The organism is Streptomyces sp. V2I9, assembly GCF_030817475.1.
GTDB lineage: Bacteria > Actinomycetota > Actinomycetes > Streptomycetales > Streptomycetaceae > Streptomyces.
This window is the reverse complement of sequence record NZ_JAUSZJ010000002.1, coordinates 6,860,931-6,876,351: the sequence shown is the minus strand read 5'-3', so window position 1 is coordinate 6,876,351 and position 15,421 is coordinate 6,860,931. Positions and strand designations below refer to the sequence as shown.

Here is a 15,421-nt window from a genome sequence, read left to right as displayed (position 1 = left end):
GCGGTTCAGCGGTGGCGGGTCAGCACACGCGTGGTGCTGCCGTCGTCCTCCTCGACGTCCCTCACGTGTTCGAAGCCGATGCGCTCCAGCAGGGTCAGCGACGCCTTGTTCTCGGCGGCGACGGTGGCGTGGATCTCGGACAGGCCGAGGGCGCCGAAACCGTGGGCGACGACGGCTTGCGCCAGCTCGGTCCCCAGGCCGCTCCCCCAGACCGCGGGCGTGAGCGCGTAGACGACCTCGTGACCGTCGACGGCGTCGGTCCGCTTGATCTCGGCGTGCCCGATCAGCCGTCCGTCACGGCGGACGGCCCAGACGTCGAACAGGTCCCGCGCGTAGACCTTGGTGAAGACCCGCCCGAACAGAGCCCGGTCCTCGGCCTCGGTGGAGGGGCCGTCCCCCATCCACCGGGACACGTCGGTGTCCTGGAACAGGGCGACGAAGTCCTCTTCGTCCTCGGGGACGTACGGCTCCAGCAGTAGTCGGTCGGTGCGCAGGGTGGGGGTCACGGCGCGGGACGCTACCGGGCGGCGGCCACGCGGGCAATCGGCTTTCCCGCACGGACGCCCGACGATCTCCGGAGGGGAGCAGGCCGTGTTCCGGGGTGGGCCGCCCCCGCACGCGCCTCACCGTGATGGTCAAGGTGCTGCGGCTTTGGCCGCTTTCGCGCGGTTGTCCTGACGGGCGGGCCGAACGGTGCGGCCAAGGGCGCTTCTCCCGGCATGGACGCCGGACGGAGTGTCTCGGGTTGCAGCTTCCGTAGCGGTATGTGGTCCGGTGTACTCACGTCCCGCCCCATCGAGGAAGGCCCCCACCCATGTTCTCGTCCTTCACCGCGCCGCGCCAGGTCATGATCGGTGACGCGGCGGCCTTCGTCGGCACCACGCCGCGGGCGATCCGTCACTACCACGAGATCGGTCTGCTCCCCGAGCCCGTGCGGGGCGACGGCCGCCGCCGCTACGGCTACGGCTACGGCTACGGCTACGGCTACGGCTACGAGGACATGATTCGGCTGCTGTGGGTCCGCAGGACGGCCGACGCCGGAATCGCCCTGGACGACATCCGTGACGCCTTCGCCGACACGGCCCCGGCCGGCACCGACACCGACGACGGCATCGCGGGCACCCTGGAACGGCTGGAGGAAGCCCTTCTCGCCCGGGAGGCAGAACTGCGGCGGCAGCAGACCGCCGTGCGGCGCATGCGTACCGAGGGAAGCAGGGTGGGTCTGCTCTCCGACTTCGTCACCAGCCGCCTCAAGGGCCTGCCCGAAGGCTCCTTGCGCCAGGCGGACCTGGACGGCCTGCTGGTCACCGAGCGGATCTTCGGACCGCTCGGAGCGGCCCTCCAGGCAAGCCGTTTCATCGCCCTGGCCACCCATCCGGATCTGCGGGAGGAGTCCGACCGCGTGGACGCGGCCGAGCAGGCACTCGACGACACGGTCGCTGTCGATGACCCCCGCGTGGCCAGCCTGGCGGCCGAACGGCACGCCTTCGAAAAGGCGTTGCACGCCGTCATCGAGGACTCCGGCCTGGCGGAGAGCGACGACGCGCTCTTCGACTCCTGGGGCTCCGTGCACCCCGCGCCCGCCGGTGAGGGCGAGGACGAGGCCGGCCACAGCTCCGGGGAACAGAAGGCCATGAGCGCGATCGAAGCTGTCGGGAAGATGCCCTACGACTTCTCCCCGGCCCGTCTGCGCTGCCTGGAACTGGCCGGAGAACTCACCGCCCACGAGTCGACCGCTTCCTCGAACACCCCCTAGGAGGGGCGGGAATCGGCCGGTCCCTCGCGCAGCAGCCGCAGGGCCTTCTCCCGCAGCCGCTGCCGGTGCTCGGGGTCGGTGGCCCGGTCGGCGGCGCGGCCCAGCTCTTCGGCGCGTTCACGGGTGCGGCGCGCCCGCTCCACCGGACTGTCGTACGGGTCCATGGGCCGTCCTCCGTCGTGGGCCTCCGTCGGCAACCGGGGGTGCGTGCGCGACCGGAGCCCCAGCGTCACCGGAACCGGTCCGCTCCGCATCTCGTGCGGCTACGGTCGGTGACGGCAGGGAGGCGTGTTCCGGCAGGACGCGGCCGCCCGTCAGTCGGCGCTGTGGTCCGGGTGCCCGACGGTCCGGCGGGCCGCCTTCATCTCGGCCTCGTAGAGGTGGTCGCGGCCCTGTGCGAGCTCCTCCGTGATCCGGCGTTCGATCGCCCGGAACACGTCGTAGTAGGTGGTGTTGTACTCCTCGACGATCTGGAAGGTCCAGTGTCCAGGGATGACGTTACGGCCGAGGATCTCCCGTTCGACCCGCTCGGCTTGTTCTCCGTGTCCTGCGGCGCGGAGCAACCGGACGGCGTCGTCGAGGGCGAGGTCGGCACTTCCGGTGAGCTGATGGAAGTCGTAGAGGGCGCCGCGGGCGCGCTCGGCGGTCTCCAGGGCCTTCGACAGGGCCCCGAGCGCCTCGACGGTCGCGTCGGTGACGCCTTCGGGGCGCTGGTGCCCCGCATCGGTCCGGGGTCGGTGGTTCATGGGGCTCCTTGTCCACACGGGCGGCCGTTCGCTTCCCAGCTTCCTACTCCGGCTTCCCGTACACCCGCCGGAAACGCCCGGAACGGCGAACAGCCGCCGCCGTGGCTTCCTCCCCCACCTCCGCGGCGGGCAGGGGCACACTCCGACGGATCGGACCCGGCCGTCTCGGCGCGCCTGTCCGCCTCGATGACGACCTGTGCGGCGCGGAGGTCGTCATCGATCCCGCGGAAGCTTCCGGACGTCGCGGGGCTCCCCGAGGCCGGGACCGTCACGCACCGTTCCGGCCATGAGGGTCACGGCGGGCGCCCTCGGGTGCCCGCGCTCCCCCGCCACCGCGCGGAACCGGAGCCGGACTTCCTCCGGGCGACGTTCGGGCGCAACGCCGTACCGAGACCCGTGGCGCACTCCGTGTGACGATCGGCACTCCCGTTTGCTTTGCGTTCCCTTTACTATCTATGGGGCGGGTTCACACGCGTCCCGCACCGTCGATCCCGACGACCGAACAGAGAAGGAGCTGCGGCACCGCAATGGGTGAGCCTCCCAGTAGGAACCGTGTCATCCCTGGCCCTGCGCACCGCGGGACGGAGGTGACACGGTGAGCGAAGTGGCCCTGCTTCTCCTCGCCCTCGCGCTGACACTGGCCTGTGCGGTGTTCGTCGCGGCGGAGTTCTCGCTGACGACCATCGAGCGCGGCGAGCTCGAAAGGGCCGCGCAGGCCGGAGAGCGCGGTGCCGAGAGCGCGCTCAAGGCCGCCAAGCGGCTGACGTTCCAGCTCTCCGGCGCGCAGCTCGGCATCACGGTGACCTCTCTGGTCATCGGCATGCTGGCGGAGCCGTCCCTCGCGGTGCTGCTGCGCGGTCCGCTGGAGGCCGTCGGGCTTCCGGCCGGCGCCGTCTCCACGGTCGCCACCCTCGTCGGTGTGGCCGTCTCGACCGTGGTCCTCATGGTCGTCGGTGAGCTGGTCCCGAAGAACTGGGCGATCTCCAGTCCGCTGGCGGTCGCCAAAGTCGTCTCGACCCCGCAGCGGGTGTTCACGGCGGCTTTCGCCCCGCTCATCCGGCACCTCAACAACACCGCGAACCGCGCGGTGCGGCGACTGGGTCTGGAACCCGCCGAGGAGCTGGCCTCCGCCCGTACACCGCAGGAGCTGATCGCGCTCGCCCAGCACTCCGCCCGTGAGGGCGCCATCGAGGAGGACTCGGCCGAGCTGTTCGTCCGTACGCTGCACCTGGCGGAGTTGTCCGCGGAGAACGTGATGACGCCGCGCGTCGACGTCCGGGCACTCGACGCGTACGCCACCGCCGCCGACGCCGCCAATCTCACGCTGGCCACCGGCCTCTCCCGCTTCCCGGTCTACCGCGACAGCCTGGACGAGGTCATCGGCACGGTCCACATCCGCGACGTCCTGGCCCTGGACGAGTCCGAGCGGGCGCGGACCCCGGTCACGGCGCTGGCCACCGAGCCGCTGCTGGTGCCCGACTCGTTGCCCGTGGACCGGCTGCTGGCGCAGCTGCGCAAGCGCCGGACGATGGCGGTGGTGATCGACGAGTACGGCGGTACGGCGGGCGTCGCCACCGTCGAGGACATCGTCGAGGAGGTCGTCGGCGAGGTCCGCGACGAGCACGACCCCCACGAGCGCCCCGACCTCGCACCGGCCGAGCCGCTCGGCGACGGCCGCCAGGTCTGGGAGGCCGAGGGCAGCATCCGGCTGGACCAGCTCGACCGGATCGGCTTCCGGGCGCCGGAGGGCCCCTACGAGACCCTCGCCGGTCTGCTCGCCAACCAGCTGGCCCGCATCCCGGTCCGCGCGGACCGGGTCGAGGTCGACGGCTGGCAGTTCGACGTGCTCGACATCGAGCACCACCGGGCCGACCGGGTCCGGATCACCGCGCCCGCCCCGGCGCTCGCCCTCGTGGAGGAGGACGCCCGATGACCGCCATCCAGCTCGCCATCGGCGCGCTCACCCTTCTCACCAACGCGTTCTTCGTGGGCGCGGAGTTCGCGCTGATCTCCGTGCGCCGCAGCCAGATCGAGCCGCAGGCGAGGCAGGGCAGCCGACGGGCCAGAAGCACTCTGTGGGGCCTGGAGCACCTGTCGGCCGCCATGGCCACCGCTCAGCTCGGCATCACCATCTCGTCGCTGGTGCTGGGCGCCGTCGCGGAGCCGGCCATCGCCCATCTGCTGGAGCCGCCGTTCGACGCGGTCGGCGTGCCCGAGGCGCTGGTCCACCCGATCGCGTTCGTCATCGCGCTGACCCTGGCGACGTATCTGCACATGCTCATCGGCGAGATGATCCCGAAGAACATCGCGCTGGCCGCCCCGGTCGCCACCGCGCTGGCCCTGGGGCCGTCCCTGGTGGCCCTGACACGGGCACTGCGTCCGGTCATCTTCGGCATCAACGCCTTCGCCAACGCACTGCTGCGGTTGCTCAACGTGGAACCGAAGGACGAGGTCGCCTCGGTGTTCACCGACGACGAACTCGTACGGCTGGTGAAGGACTCCAGCGATGCCGGGCTGCTCGCCCCGGCCGACGGGGAGCGCCTCCAGGACGCGCTGGAGCTCGGGACCCGGCCGGTCGGCGAGGTGATGGTCCCGCTGAACCGGACCGTCACCGTCGAGCTGGGCATCACCCCGCAGGGGCTGGAGCGGGCCGCGGTCTCCTCGGGCTTCTCCCGGCTTCCGGTCACCGGCCCCGACGACGGTCTGCTGGGCTACTTCCACATCAAGGACGCCCTGGGTGTCGCGGAGCGCGCCGAGGCGCTGCCGAAGAGCGCGCTGCACCCCGTCATCCGGGTCGAGATCGACACCCCGCTCGACGACGCCCTCACGGCGATGCGTGCCGCCGGTACCCACCTCGCAGCGGTGGCCGGTGACAAGGGCACGGTCATCGGCTTCGTGACCATGGAGGACGTGCTGGACGAGCTGGTGGGGGCCGCCGCGGTCTGACCGGGCCGCCAACGGTGGACGCCGGTGACCCGAGCGGAACGAGAGGCGGCCGTGGTGCCACGGCCGCCTCCCCTGCTTCCCGGCAGAGGGTCTCGGCCGCCCGTGCCCGAGCGCGTAAGCTCGGCGAATGGCCAAGTACTTCGACGTGCACCCCGCGAATCCCCAGCCCCGCACCATCGGCACGGTGGTCGACAGCATCCGGTCCGGCGCGCTCGTCGCGTACCCGACGGACTCGTGCTACGCACTGGGCTGCCAGTTGGGCAACCGTGACGCCATCGGCCGGATCAGGTCGATCCGGAACCTCGACGACCGGCACCACTTCACGCTGGTGTGCCACGACTTCGCGCAGCTGGCGCAGTTCGTCCGCGTGGACAACGACGTGTTCCGGGCGGTCAAGGCGGCGACGCCCGGCAGCTACACCTTCATCCTCCCGGCGACGAAGGAGGTGCCCCGTCAGTTGCTGCACCCGAAGAAGAAGACGGTCGGCGTGCGCATCCCCGACCACGTGGTGACCCAGGCGCTGGTGGCCGAGCTCGGTGAGCCGCTGCTGTCGAGCACGCTGCTGCTGCCGGACGAGGACGAGCCGATGACGCAGGGCTGGGAGATCAAGGAGCGGCTCGACCACGAGGTGGACGCCGTCATCGACTCGGGTGACTGCGGCACGGAGCCGACCACGGTCATCGACTTCTCCGGCGACGAGCCCGAGATCGTGCGCCGCGGTGCCGGGGACACGTCCCGCTTCGAGTAGCCCGTGCGGCGCGCCGTACGGCTCGTCGGGTCTCCTCCGACGTGCGCGGCGGGGCAGATTGGCGGGCGTGACGGGTGAGCGACTGCGGTTCGACGGCTGGATCGCCGGTGTGGGCACCGGCTCGGGCACCCGGCTGGTGGTCGGGCACTGGCCGCGTTCCCCGTTCGGGGCGTTCAGCGACGTGATGGTCGAACATCCCGACGGCGAACGGGTGCTGCCGGCCCCGTCCCGGCGGATCGCGGACTTCGTCGCCGCCACCTACCGCTTCGACCGTGTCGAGGTGGTCCCTGTGGCCGTCGCCGTCACCGGGGAGACCTGGGTCGTCGAGGCGGGCACGCTGCGCCTGCGGCTGCGAGCCGGCCGCCCGTCCGCCCTCGGCCTGCTGCTGTCCGCCGTGCCGGCCCCGCTCGTCCGCAGTCCGCTCTGGGCCGCGCTGTGCGACGTGCCGGCCCGGTTGCTGATGCCCGGTGTACGCACCCTGGGCCGCGCGGGACCGGGCCGGCGGGAGTGGTACGGGGCGCGCGGGCTGCGTCCGGTGGTGTCGGCCGAGGCCGTGCTGGACGGGGTGACTCTGGGGCGGCTGGGCCCGCTCGATCCGCCGGTCGCCTTCGGCTTCGGTTCCGCCCCGCGCAGCCCGTCCGTGGTGCGCGTCACCACAACGGTGGAACTCTCCGGCGGCAAGCGGTAGGGACCGCCGTGGCCCTTCGGGGAAGGGGCGGGGGCCGTCCGCGATCCCTCTCGGGTCCGGTCGCCTGCGGGGCGGGCCGGGGATGCGAAGGGGCGGGGCGCGGCGCAGGGTGGAGCCATGGCAACTCCCCCGATCGTCATCCACCGGCCGACCCCCTCGGGCGGCCGCCGGGTGACCGTGCACTACGAAGGCCGGGACGAGATACTCGGGCTGGCCCACAGCGACCACGATGTGATCGTGTTCCTGAGCGAGGCCGGCCTCGAAGAAGCGGACCGACTGCTCGACAACCCGGTCTGGGTGGAATGGCGGGGCGGGCGGGCCCACCACTACGAAGCGGCCTGACCCGTCGCCCCGCCCCCGGTCACTCCTCCCGCGGCAGCCCCGGTTCCCCTGCTCCGCCACGAAGGCCGTCGAGGATGGCCGAAACCGTCTCCTCGGGCGTCTGCCCGGACGTGTCCAGCCACAGGCCGATCCGAGGCGTCCCGCTCCGCAGATACGCGTCGAACGCCTCGACCGTCCACTCCCCGTACCCCGTCTTGCCCCGCCCGGCCTCCCGTGTGCGCACGGCCTCGGGCGAGGGGGCGAGCACGACGACGTGCAGGGGGCGGGTGCGGACCCGGTCGAGATACCGGGGCAGGTCGTCGCCGAGGACGATGTCCTGGACGACGGCCGTCCAGCCGTCGTCCGCGTACGCGTCGGCCACCCGGGCCGAGAGCCGCTGGCGCAGATCGAGCTGGCTCCGCGCCTCCTCCGCCTCGTCGGGTGTCATCTCCGCGCGTCCGGAGACGATCATGCGGCGGAAGACATCGCCGCGCACATGGACCGCCCGCGGCAGACTCTCCGCCAGGAGCTGGGCGACCGTGGACTTGCCCGCGGCCATCACTCCGGTGATCAGTACGACGCAGGGACCGAGGTCGGCGCCCATCCGGATCTCCTCCTTCATCTTCTTCTCCGATCGTGCGGTCGGTGTCATGCCGTTCCCGTCGGGGCGGACTCCGGGCTTCCGAACAGCTCGCGGATCTCTTCGGCGTCGGTCTCGCGCAGGTCGTCGTCCAGCAGGATCCACCGAGTGATGCCCACGGACTCCAGGAACGGCAGGTCGTGGCTGGCGACGACGAGTGCGCCCTCGTACGACTCCAGGGCGCTCGTCAACTGCCGCACGCTGGCCATGTCGAGGTTGTTCGTCGGCTCGTCCAGCAGGAGCAGTTGCGGGGCAGGGGCGGCGAGCATGGTCGCCGCGAGCGCGGCCCGGAAGCGTTCGCCGCCCGACAGGGTGCCGGCCGGCTGCTCCGCGCGGGCTCCCTTGAAGAGGAACCGGGCGAGCTGGGAGCGGATCTGGTTGTCGGTGGTGCCCGGAGCGGTACGGGCGACGTTGTCGGCGACGCTCAGCGTGTCGTCGAGGACGTCCAGCCGCTGCGGCAGGAATTTCAGCGGGACCGCCGCCGTGGCCTCCCCGGTGGTCGGTGCCAGCTCCCCGGTGAGTGTGCGCAGCAGCGTGGTCTTGCCGGCCCCGTTGCGGCCGACCAGGGCGATGCGTTCGGGGCCCCGCACCTGAAGGCTGCCCCCGCTCAGCCGCCCGTAGGGCAGGCTCAGGTCCCGTACGGTCAGGACGGTCCGGCCCGCGGGGACGGCGGTGTGGGGCAGGCTCACCTTGATCTCGGCATCCCGGCGGATGGCCTCGGCGGCCTCCTCGCGGCGCTCGCGTGCCTCGTCGAGGCGGTCCTCGTGCAGTCCGCGCAGCCGGTCCCCGGACTCCTGGGCGGAGCGTTTGCGCTCCCCGGCGACGATGCGCGGTGCTGTGCGGCGGCCGTCCAGCTTCTTGTCGTGGCGCTGGCGGCGCGCCACCTTGATCCGGGCCTCCTCCAGTTCGCGCTGCTGACGGCGTACGTCGGCGTCGGCGGAGCGCAGCATCCGTCCGGCCGCTTCCTGCTGGGTGGCGAGGGCTTCCTGGTACGCGGACCAGCCGCCCCCGTACCAGTTCACCGAGCCCGCTCGCAGTTCGGCGATGCGGTCGACCCGTTCCAGGAGTTCCCGGTCGTGGCTGACGACGATGAGGATGCCGGTGCGCCAGGAGTCGACGGCGTCGTAGAGGCGGCGGCGGGCGAACAGGTCGAGGTTGTTGGTCGGCTCGTCGAGAAGGAGTACGTCGGGGCGTTCCAGGAGCAGCGCGGCCAAGCGGAGCAGGACGGTCTCCCCGCCGGACAGCTGGCCGACGGTGCGGTCCAGTTCGACGGTGCCGAGACCGAGGGTGCCGAGGGTGGCCAGGGCGCGCTCCTCGACGTCCCAGTCGTCGCCGACCGTCTCGAAGTGCTCCTCGCGTACGTCCCCGGACTCGATGGCGCGCAGGGCGGCCCGGCGCTCGGAAATGCCGAGGGCCGCGTCCACGCGCAGGGAGGTGTCCAAGGTGATGTTCTGCGGCAGATGAGCGAGGCTGCCGCCGGCGGTGACGGACCCCGTCGAGGGGCGCAGGAGTCCGGCGAACAGGCGGAGCAGGGTGGACTTCCCGGCTCCGTTGGCACCGGCCAGGCCGGTACGGCCGCGGGGGACGGTGAGGGAGAGCCCGTCGAAGAGGCTGGTGCCGTCGGGCCACTGGAAGGTGACGTCGGAGGCGGTGAGGGAGGCGCCGGGCGCGGTGGGATGGCTCATGGGAGTTCTCGCAGTCGGAAGCGGAGGAACAAGGGGCTTCGTATGCGAACAGCACGCGGCGACCCGGCTCGGGAGGGCCGGATGTGGTGGGAAGAACAGTCCTGCGAAGGCGGGGGACGGCTCAGCACCGAGGTCGCATCCACGCGGAAGTCACGGACGGCAGACATGCCGACGGTGTCGTGACCGTGTACGGGCCAGGGCCGTACCGCGCGATGATCGCGGACCTCAGATGCGCAACGTCCACCTCTATCGGAGACAACAGGACTCGACGAGCCTAGCCGATGGTCGTGGCGAGCGTCGAGGGAATTGGCTACGGAGCACTCCGCGCGGCCGGTTCCTGCCCGGCGGCAGCGGAGGAGACGTCCCGGTCGGCCACGGAGTCGGCGGGGCCGCGCCGGCCGGGCAGGAGGACGCCGGGCGGAACGACGGGGGCGCGCCGGATCGTGAGCGTACCGAGGAGCACGGCGAGGCCGGCGAGGACGAACCCGTAGGGCGGGGTCGCGCCCATGGGGTGGGTCTCGTAGACGAGGGCCGCCGAGAGGACGACCAGGAGGGCGGAGAGGCGGCCGTACTGCTCGGTCGCGGCGACCACCGCCATTCCCCACAGCAGGTACCAGGGCTGGACCATGGGCGAGAGGGCGACCAGGAGCAGCAGCGAGAGGCCCAGTGCGTGGACCGCCGTGATGCCGCCCCGCATCGCGCGCCGGGCCAGCAGGAGGATCAGGGCGACCGCGACCGCCAGGCCCAGCGTCTGGACGGCGGACTTGACCGGGTTCGCGTCGACGTCCAGGAGCAGCTGGGCCGACTTTCCGAGCCCGAGGCCGAGGTCGCTGGTGACGGAGAGCGCGGTGTGGATGTTCGCGGCGACACCCTGGGTGCGGAGCCAGCCGAATCCCGTGCCGCTGATCAGCGTCGCCCCTCCGGCGACCGCGCAGGCGACCAGGCCGGGTGCGAGGAGGCCCTTGGCCCAGCGGCGCCACCGGGGGCCGGTCGCGGCGGCGTGCACGAGGACCCCGATGAACAGGAGCGCCACGGCCGCCGGGGACTTCACCATCACGGCGAGGCCGACCAGGGCGCTGCCGGTGATCCACCTGCCGCGCAGGGCGAGCACGAGACCGGCGAGCATCAGGCCGATCATCAGCCCGTCGTTGTGGACGCCGCCGACCACGTGCATCAGCAGCAGCGGATTGAGGGCGCCGAGCCAGAGGGCGCGGCTCTCGCTGCGACCGTGTTCGCGCGCCAGGCGGCGCAGGGACCAGACGATCAGGGCGAGGGCGACGAGGGCGACGAGCCGCATGGCCAGGACGGCGGGGACGATCGTGCCGCCGGTGGTCCATGCGACGGTGGCGGAGAGCAGCAGGAAGAGCGGGCCGTAGGGGGCCGGCGTGTCACGCCAGTGGTTGCCGACGCTCGCGGCGGCGTCGCCGCCGATTCCGCCGGGGTCCAGGGCGGAGGGGCCGAGGGTGTAGACGTCGTGGCCTTCGACGACCATCGAGCCCTGGGCGATGTAGCTGTACACGTCGGCGCTGTAGAGCGGAGGCGCGAGGAGGAACGGGGCGGTCCACCAGGCGAGGGTGACCAGCGTTTCCCGGACGGTGACGGCGGTCTTCCCGTACTGCCACCAGGCCACGACGAGCACGGTCAGCCCTACGTAGGCGAGGACGGCGCCGGCCGCCTTCACCGCGGACCCGTGGTCGACCCACAGGCCCCAGGGGTCGTGCACCGGCAGCTTTCCGGCGAACCAGCCGCCGCCGACGACCGCCAGCGATCCTGCCGCACCCAGCCGACGGTGCCCGACCGCGCTCAAAGCCCACATGACCGGTCAACCTATCGGACGGCCGGGGCCCCCTCGCAGCCGCTCCCCGGCCCACGGGCCCCCGGAGACCGCATGGTCACGGGGCTGGTTCGGGCCCGGCCGCCGAGCCGTCCGGCGTGACGAGGTCCGGCGCCGGTACCGTGCCGAGGTCGGGGCCGGGTCGGGGTCGAGCCGGGGTCGGGGCCGGGTGAATCCGTTGGTGTCCGGGCCGGAGCGCGCCAGGCTTCGGCCCGCCGCCCAGGGGCGTGGCTCAGCGGCCGGAGCGACGGTCTCCACAACCGTGTGTCGCAGGTTCGATCCCTGCCGCCCCTGCCATCACCACCCGGCCTCCGTCACCGCACGTCGCCGCGCCAGTCCCACTGATGGCTGTCCGGCGACCGCGGCCCGTACTCGGCACGTCCGCCGGGGCCGTAGGCGCCGATCTCGGTGACCAGCCCGACCCCGTCGCGCAGGTCGGCGTCGTCCCACCCCGTGACGTCCAGCAGCAGCCCGTCGAGCGGGCCGCCGACCAGTTCGCGGTAGTCGTGCCCCGGCCGGGGTCCGGGGCAGGGATCGTCGTGGTCGGTGCCGTACACCCGTCGCTGCCTCATCAGCTCGTCCATGCGGGCAGCATCCCACCGGGCACTGACAACGGCTCGGTACGCGGGTCCATCCGGCCGCCCTTGCGCGAAGTCGGCCATCGAGCGCGTCCCGGCCCTCGATGCGGCCCGGAGCCGCCGCGAAAGGAGGTGCGTCCGCCAACCGGCTGTGGCACGCTCCCCCGATGTCCTTGCCTCCCCGCCTGATCCCGCTGCTGGAACAGTACGACTTCGCCTGCGAACGACTCCTCTCCCGTCTTGCCGGACCTGTCATGGACAGCGGCAACGGTGTCGGCATCGGCGTCGTCCCGCTCGGCGACGACGAGTACCTCTGGGAACCCGTGCCCGACTGCTGGTCCGTCCGCCGCCGCGACGACGGCCCCGGCGCGCGGGCGACCGTGCTGGCGGGGTCCGGGGCGTGGGGGCGGGACTCGGCGGACTCGCCGCATCCGTTCCCCCCGCCGTTCACCACGCTCGCGTGGCGGCTGAGCCACCTCTCGGAGATGCTCACCCTCCGGGCCGACCACACCTGCGGCAGCCGGTCGCTCACCCGCGAGGGCTATCGCACCCCTGGGGACGCCGTCGGCGCCGTGGCCGCCTTCGCGTCCGCTTCGGCCGCCTGGCGGGAAGCGCTGCACACGGCCGACGAGACAGCTCTGGACACCGTCGGGTACAGCACGTATCCGAACGGCAGCGACGCCGGGGACCCGTTCGTCGACGTCGTCTGGTGGGTCAATCAAGAGGTGCTGCACCACGGTGCCGAGATCGCCCTGCTGCGGGATCTGTACCGCGCCCGGCCCTCCTGAACGGCTGTGGGGGGACCGCGGCGACGGACGCGGGTTCCGCCGCCGTCGCAGTCGCCGCTGTGAGACACCGGCTATATGATTCAGGGACATATCGCACCGCGGAGCGGCACATGAACCGGCGTCGGACCTCCCGCTCGGCCAGTGCCGACGATCTGCTCCACACGTTGCAGGACCTCACCGCCCGCGCCCGGCGCGAAGTGGAGTTGCACCAGGCCAGGGTGGAGCTGGCCCAGGCACTCCAGCGCGACATGCTCCCGGCGGTCCTGCCCGTCCTCCCCGGCCTCCGGTCGGCGGCCGGCTACGCTCCGGCCCGGCACGGGCTGGACATCGGCGGCGACTGGTACGACGGTTTCCCCCTCGCCGACGGGGCCCTCGGCTTCGCCATCGGCGACGTACAGGGCCACGACGTCGAGGCCGCCGCCTTCATGGGACAGGTGCGCATCGCCATGCGGGCCATCGCGGGCACGGCGTCCGATCCGGGCGAGATCCTGGGCCGGACGAACGACCTGCTCCTCTCCGTGGATTCGGGACTCTTCGCGACCTGCACCTTCCTGCGGCTGGACCCGGTGACGCGGGAGCTGCACAGTGCGCGGGCGGGCCATGTCGCCTCCGTGTGGGCCGCCGCGGACGGCCGGTCCGGCGTCACCGAGGACCCCGGCGGCCTGCCACTGGGCATCGAACCCGGCGAGGACTATCCCGTCACCCGGCGCACGCTCGACTTCGACGGGGCGATCGTGCTGCTCACGGACGGGGTGGTCGAGGGCCCGTCCCTGGCGATCGAGGACGGACTCGAACGCGTGCGGCAGTTGGTGGCCTCGCACGTCGGTGCGAGCGCTGCCCAGCTGGCCGACCTGGTGCTGGGCGCGGCGGAGGTGACGGGCCACGAGGACGACGCGGCCGTCCTGGCCCTGCGGCACGCGGCCGCCCTCACCGGAGCCCGGTGACGCGGGGGACGTCGCCGCGCGTGTCACCGGCCCTCCCCACCGTGGCCGGTGTCTGATGAGTGGGTGATCCGCAGCAAGGAAGCCAGACGTCGGGCCGTGTACGTGGCGCAGGTGCTGGGCGTGACCGGCGCCTATTTCCTGGCCGGGCGGATCGGGCTGATGCGCCAGGTCGTCCTGGACGGTGCGGTGGTCACTCCGCTGTGGCCGTCGACCGGGATCGCCCTGGCCGCGCTGCTGGGTCTGGGCGTCCGCGTCTGGCCCGGTATCGCGCTGGGGACCCTGCTCACGGTCTCCGAGATCGGCGACGCGTTCACCATGAGCCGTCTGGCCATCGTGTTCGGCAACACGGTGGCACCGCTGGCCTCGTACGCCCTGCTGCGGAGGGTGGGCTTCCGTATCGAGCTGGCGCGGTTGCGGGACGGGGTCTATCTGGTGTTCCTGGGCGCGTTCGCGGGGATGCTGCTCAGCGCCACCCTCGGGAGTCTCACGCTGCTGTTCGACGGGAAGGTGCCGCCGGGCCGCTTCTGGCTGGTCTGGTCGTCCTGGTGGGCCGGGGACGCGATGGGGGTCCTCGTGGTGGCCCCCGTGCTGCTGGTCCTGCGAAAGGCACGGTGGCCCCGTCCGGGCGACAGGTGGCTGGAGGCGTCGGTCCTCGCGGTAGTCGTGGTCGCGTCGTCGCTGATGGCCACGCGCAGTTCGCTGTCGATGATCTACCTGGTGTTCCCGGTGATCATCTGGGCGGCTCTGCGTTTCCAGTTGCCCGGCAGCGCTCCGTGCGCCCTGGTGGTCTCGGTGCTCGCCACCATCGCCGGGACGGATGCTCTGGGACCGTTCGCGGGACACAGCCTGATGGAGATCATGGTCAATCTGTCGCTGCTCAACGGGTGCGTCGCCCTGACCGCGCTCCTCCTCGGCGCCATCGTGGCGGAGCATCAGACCATGCGCCGCGAGACGGAGTACGCCGTCGAGGAGCTGGAGGCCCTGGTGGAGCAGCTCGCTCCCCTGTCGGGCCCGGCCTCGGCCCGGTACGAGGACCGGCCGCGTGGGCACGGTCCGCGCGGCGAGGGCCCCCGCCAGGATCAGCGGTAGCACGCACGGACGCCACCGGGTCGGGGCCGGTGGCGTCGGCGGTCAGTACGGAAGAGGGCGGCCGGACGGGGTACGCAGGTCGAGCGGCGGCGGCCCCGAAGGGGGCGGGGGACGACGGACGACGACTCGGATGCGGCCCAATGCCACCACCTCCTCCTGGTAATCCGGTATGTGCCCAGTCGGCGCGCGTTCACACATGGGCCCCGGCCCGGTCCGCCCGGCCGGGGATCACGCGGACACCCGGCGCGGATGCGGACGGCGTTCCGTGCGGTGACCCTTGGTGGGGGGGGGGAAGCAGCATCGACGAGGAGGACGCATGTCCGCACTGGACAAGATCAAGAAGATGCTCAAGGGCCACGAGGACCAGGCCGGCAAAGGGATCGACAAGGCCGGCGACATGGTCGACGACCGTACGCAGGGCAAGTACGCGAAGCACGTCGACACCGCCCAGGACAAGCTCAAGCAGCGGTTCGGGACGGAGCGCGACCAGGACGGCCCGCCGCGCGGCTGAACCGCCCCCTCCGGTGACCGGACAGCCACCGTCCGGATCCCACCGGTTCCCCGCACGGGTCCGTGCCACGGTGCTGTGAGCCGTGGCACGGACCCGTACGCGGAGAGTGCCGACACCCCGACGCCCGGCCGCAGCGCCGACGCCTGG

General features: G+C 72.3%; 17 protein-coding genes, 1 tRNA gene and 1 pseudogene. 11 read left to right on the top strand and 8 right to left on the bottom strand.

All coding sequences use genetic code 11. The features are described 5' to 3' along the window. Positions 1–5 precede the first annotated feature (5 nt). Positions 6–506, bottom strand: a complete 501-nt coding sequence (locus QFZ71_RS29760) for a GNAT family N-acetyltransferase (protein WP_307671248.1) — start codon at positions 504–506, stop codon at positions 6–8. Positions 507–814: 308 nt separating this feature from the next. Between QFZ71_RS29760 and QFZ71_RS29755 the strand changes: the two genes are divergently transcribed. After that, positions 815–1,756 carry a MerR family transcriptional regulator gene (locus tag QFZ71_RS29755; RefSeq protein WP_307671247.1) on the top strand — a complete coding sequence of 314 codons (942 nt, stop codon included), beginning with the start codon at positions 815–817 and terminating at the stop codon, positions 1,754–1,756. Here the strand turns inward: QFZ71_RS29755 and QFZ71_RS29750 are convergent. Together QFZ71_RS29750 and QFZ71_RS29745 are read right to left on the bottom strand one after the other, a co-directional pair. Further along, a complete protein-coding gene (locus QFZ71_RS29750; protein ID WP_307671246.1) occupies positions 1,753–1,920 on the bottom strand; it encodes a DUF6381 family protein in 168 nt (55 codons plus the stop codon). The genes QFZ71_RS29755 and QFZ71_RS29750 overlap by 4 nt on opposite strands. A 150-nt stretch (positions 1,921–2,070) precedes the next feature. Then, complete coding sequence (locus QFZ71_RS29745; protein WP_307671245.1) at positions 2,071–2,502, bottom strand: hypothetical protein; 432 nt, start codon at positions 2,500–2,502, stop codon at positions 2,071–2,073. 595 nt (positions 2,503–3,097) lie between these two features. Between QFZ71_RS29745 and QFZ71_RS29740 the strand changes: the two genes are divergently transcribed. The 5 genes from QFZ71_RS29740 to QFZ71_RS29720 all read left to right on the top strand — a co-directional run bounded on the left by QFZ71_RS29740 (position 3,098) and on the right by QFZ71_RS29720 (position 7,226). After that, on the top strand, positions 3,098–4,435 hold the full coding sequence (locus QFZ71_RS29740; RefSeq protein ID WP_307671244.1) for a hemolysin family protein: 1,338 nt from the start codon (positions 3,098–3,100) through the stop codon (positions 4,433–4,435). Beyond that, positions 4,432–5,448: a hemolysin family protein gene (locus QFZ71_RS29735; RefSeq protein WP_307671243.1), complete on the top strand. Its 1,017-nt coding sequence runs from the start codon at positions 4,432–4,434 to the stop codon at positions 5,446–5,448. The genes QFZ71_RS29740 and QFZ71_RS29735 overlap by 4 nt, the downstream gene beginning before the upstream one ends. A 127-nt stretch (positions 5,449–5,575) precedes the next feature. Then, complete coding sequence (locus QFZ71_RS29730; RefSeq protein WP_307671242.1) at positions 5,576–6,196, top strand: L-threonylcarbamoyladenylate synthase; 621 nt, start codon at positions 5,576–5,578, stop codon at positions 6,194–6,196. Positions 6,197–6,263: 67 nt separating this feature from the next. Beyond that, a complete protein-coding gene (locus QFZ71_RS29725) occupies positions 6,264–6,884 on the top strand; it encodes a hypothetical protein (RefSeq protein ID WP_307671241.1) in 621 nt (206 codons plus the stop codon). Between the two features lie 117 nt (positions 6,885–7,001). Next, positions 7,002–7,226 carry a hypothetical protein gene (locus QFZ71_RS29720; RefSeq protein WP_030117083.1) on the top strand — a complete coding sequence of 75 codons (225 nt, stop codon included), beginning with the start codon at positions 7,002–7,004 and terminating at the stop codon, positions 7,224–7,226. Positions 7,227–7,245: 19 nt separating this feature from the next. Here the strand turns inward: QFZ71_RS29720 and QFZ71_RS29715 are convergent, their stop codons facing one another. From QFZ71_RS29715 to mptB, 4 genes and pseudogenes are all read right to left on the bottom strand, one after another. After that, positions 7,246–7,809: an AAA family ATPase gene (locus QFZ71_RS29715; RefSeq protein ID WP_373465219.1), complete on the bottom strand. Its 564-nt coding sequence runs from the start codon at positions 7,807–7,809 to the stop codon at positions 7,246–7,248. Between the two features lie 44 nt (positions 7,810–7,853). Then, positions 7,854–8,795: an ATP-binding cassette domain-containing protein gene (locus tag QFZ71_RS30560; protein WP_373465218.1), complete on the bottom strand. Its 942-nt coding sequence runs from the start codon at positions 8,793–8,795 to the stop codon at positions 7,854–7,856. Between the two features lie 123 nt (positions 8,796–8,918). Continuing rightward, a pseudogene (locus tag QFZ71_RS30555) lies at positions 8,919–9,530 on the bottom strand (ATP-binding cassette domain-containing protein); the annotation flags it as partial. A gap of 310 nt (positions 9,531–9,840) precedes the next feature. Continuing rightward, complete coding sequence (gene mptB, locus QFZ71_RS29705; RefSeq protein ID WP_307671238.1) at positions 9,841–11,346, bottom strand: polyprenol phosphomannose-dependent alpha 1,6 mannosyltransferase MptB; 1,506 nt, start codon at positions 11,344–11,346, stop codon at positions 9,841–9,843. A gap of 239 nt (positions 11,347–11,585) precedes the next feature. On the opposite strand from mptB, the gene QFZ71_RS29700 reads away from it, so the two are divergent. Further along, a tRNA-Trp gene (locus QFZ71_RS29700) sits at positions 11,586–11,661 on the top strand. A 17-nt stretch (positions 11,662–11,678) separates the two neighbouring features. On the opposite strand, the gene QFZ71_RS29695 is transcribed toward QFZ71_RS29700, so the two are convergent. Then, complete coding sequence (locus tag QFZ71_RS29695; RefSeq protein ID WP_307671237.1) at positions 11,679–11,948, bottom strand: hypothetical protein; 270 nt, start codon at positions 11,946–11,948, stop codon at positions 11,679–11,681. Between the two features lie 161 nt (positions 11,949–12,109). Here QFZ71_RS29695 and QFZ71_RS29690 point away from each other — a divergent pair, with 161 nt between their 5' ends. The 4 genes from QFZ71_RS29690 to QFZ71_RS29675 all read left to right on the top strand — a co-directional run bounded on the left by QFZ71_RS29690 (position 12,110) and on the right by QFZ71_RS29675 (position 15,274). After that, a complete protein-coding gene (locus tag QFZ71_RS29690; RefSeq protein WP_307671236.1) occupies positions 12,110–12,730 on the top strand; it encodes a DinB family protein in 621 nt (206 codons plus the stop codon). Positions 12,731–12,840: 110 nt separating this feature from the next. Further along, a complete protein-coding gene (locus QFZ71_RS29685) occupies positions 12,841–13,674 on the top strand; it encodes a PP2C family protein-serine/threonine phosphatase (RefSeq protein ID WP_307671235.1) in 834 nt (277 codons plus the stop codon). A 63-nt stretch (positions 13,675–13,737) separates the two neighbouring features. After that, positions 13,738–14,763 (top strand): MASE1 domain-containing protein, encoded by a 1,026-nt coding sequence (locus tag QFZ71_RS29680; protein ID WP_307671234.1) that lies wholly within the window; start codon positions 13,738–13,740, stop codon positions 14,761–14,763. Positions 14,764–15,079: 316 nt separating this feature from the next. After that, the gene (locus tag QFZ71_RS29675; protein ID WP_307671233.1) at positions 15,080–15,274 is read left to right on the top strand and encodes an antitoxin; all 195 of its coding nucleotides are present in this window, start codon (positions 15,080–15,082) and stop codon (positions 15,272–15,274) included. Positions 15,275–15,421 lie beyond the last annotated feature (147 nt).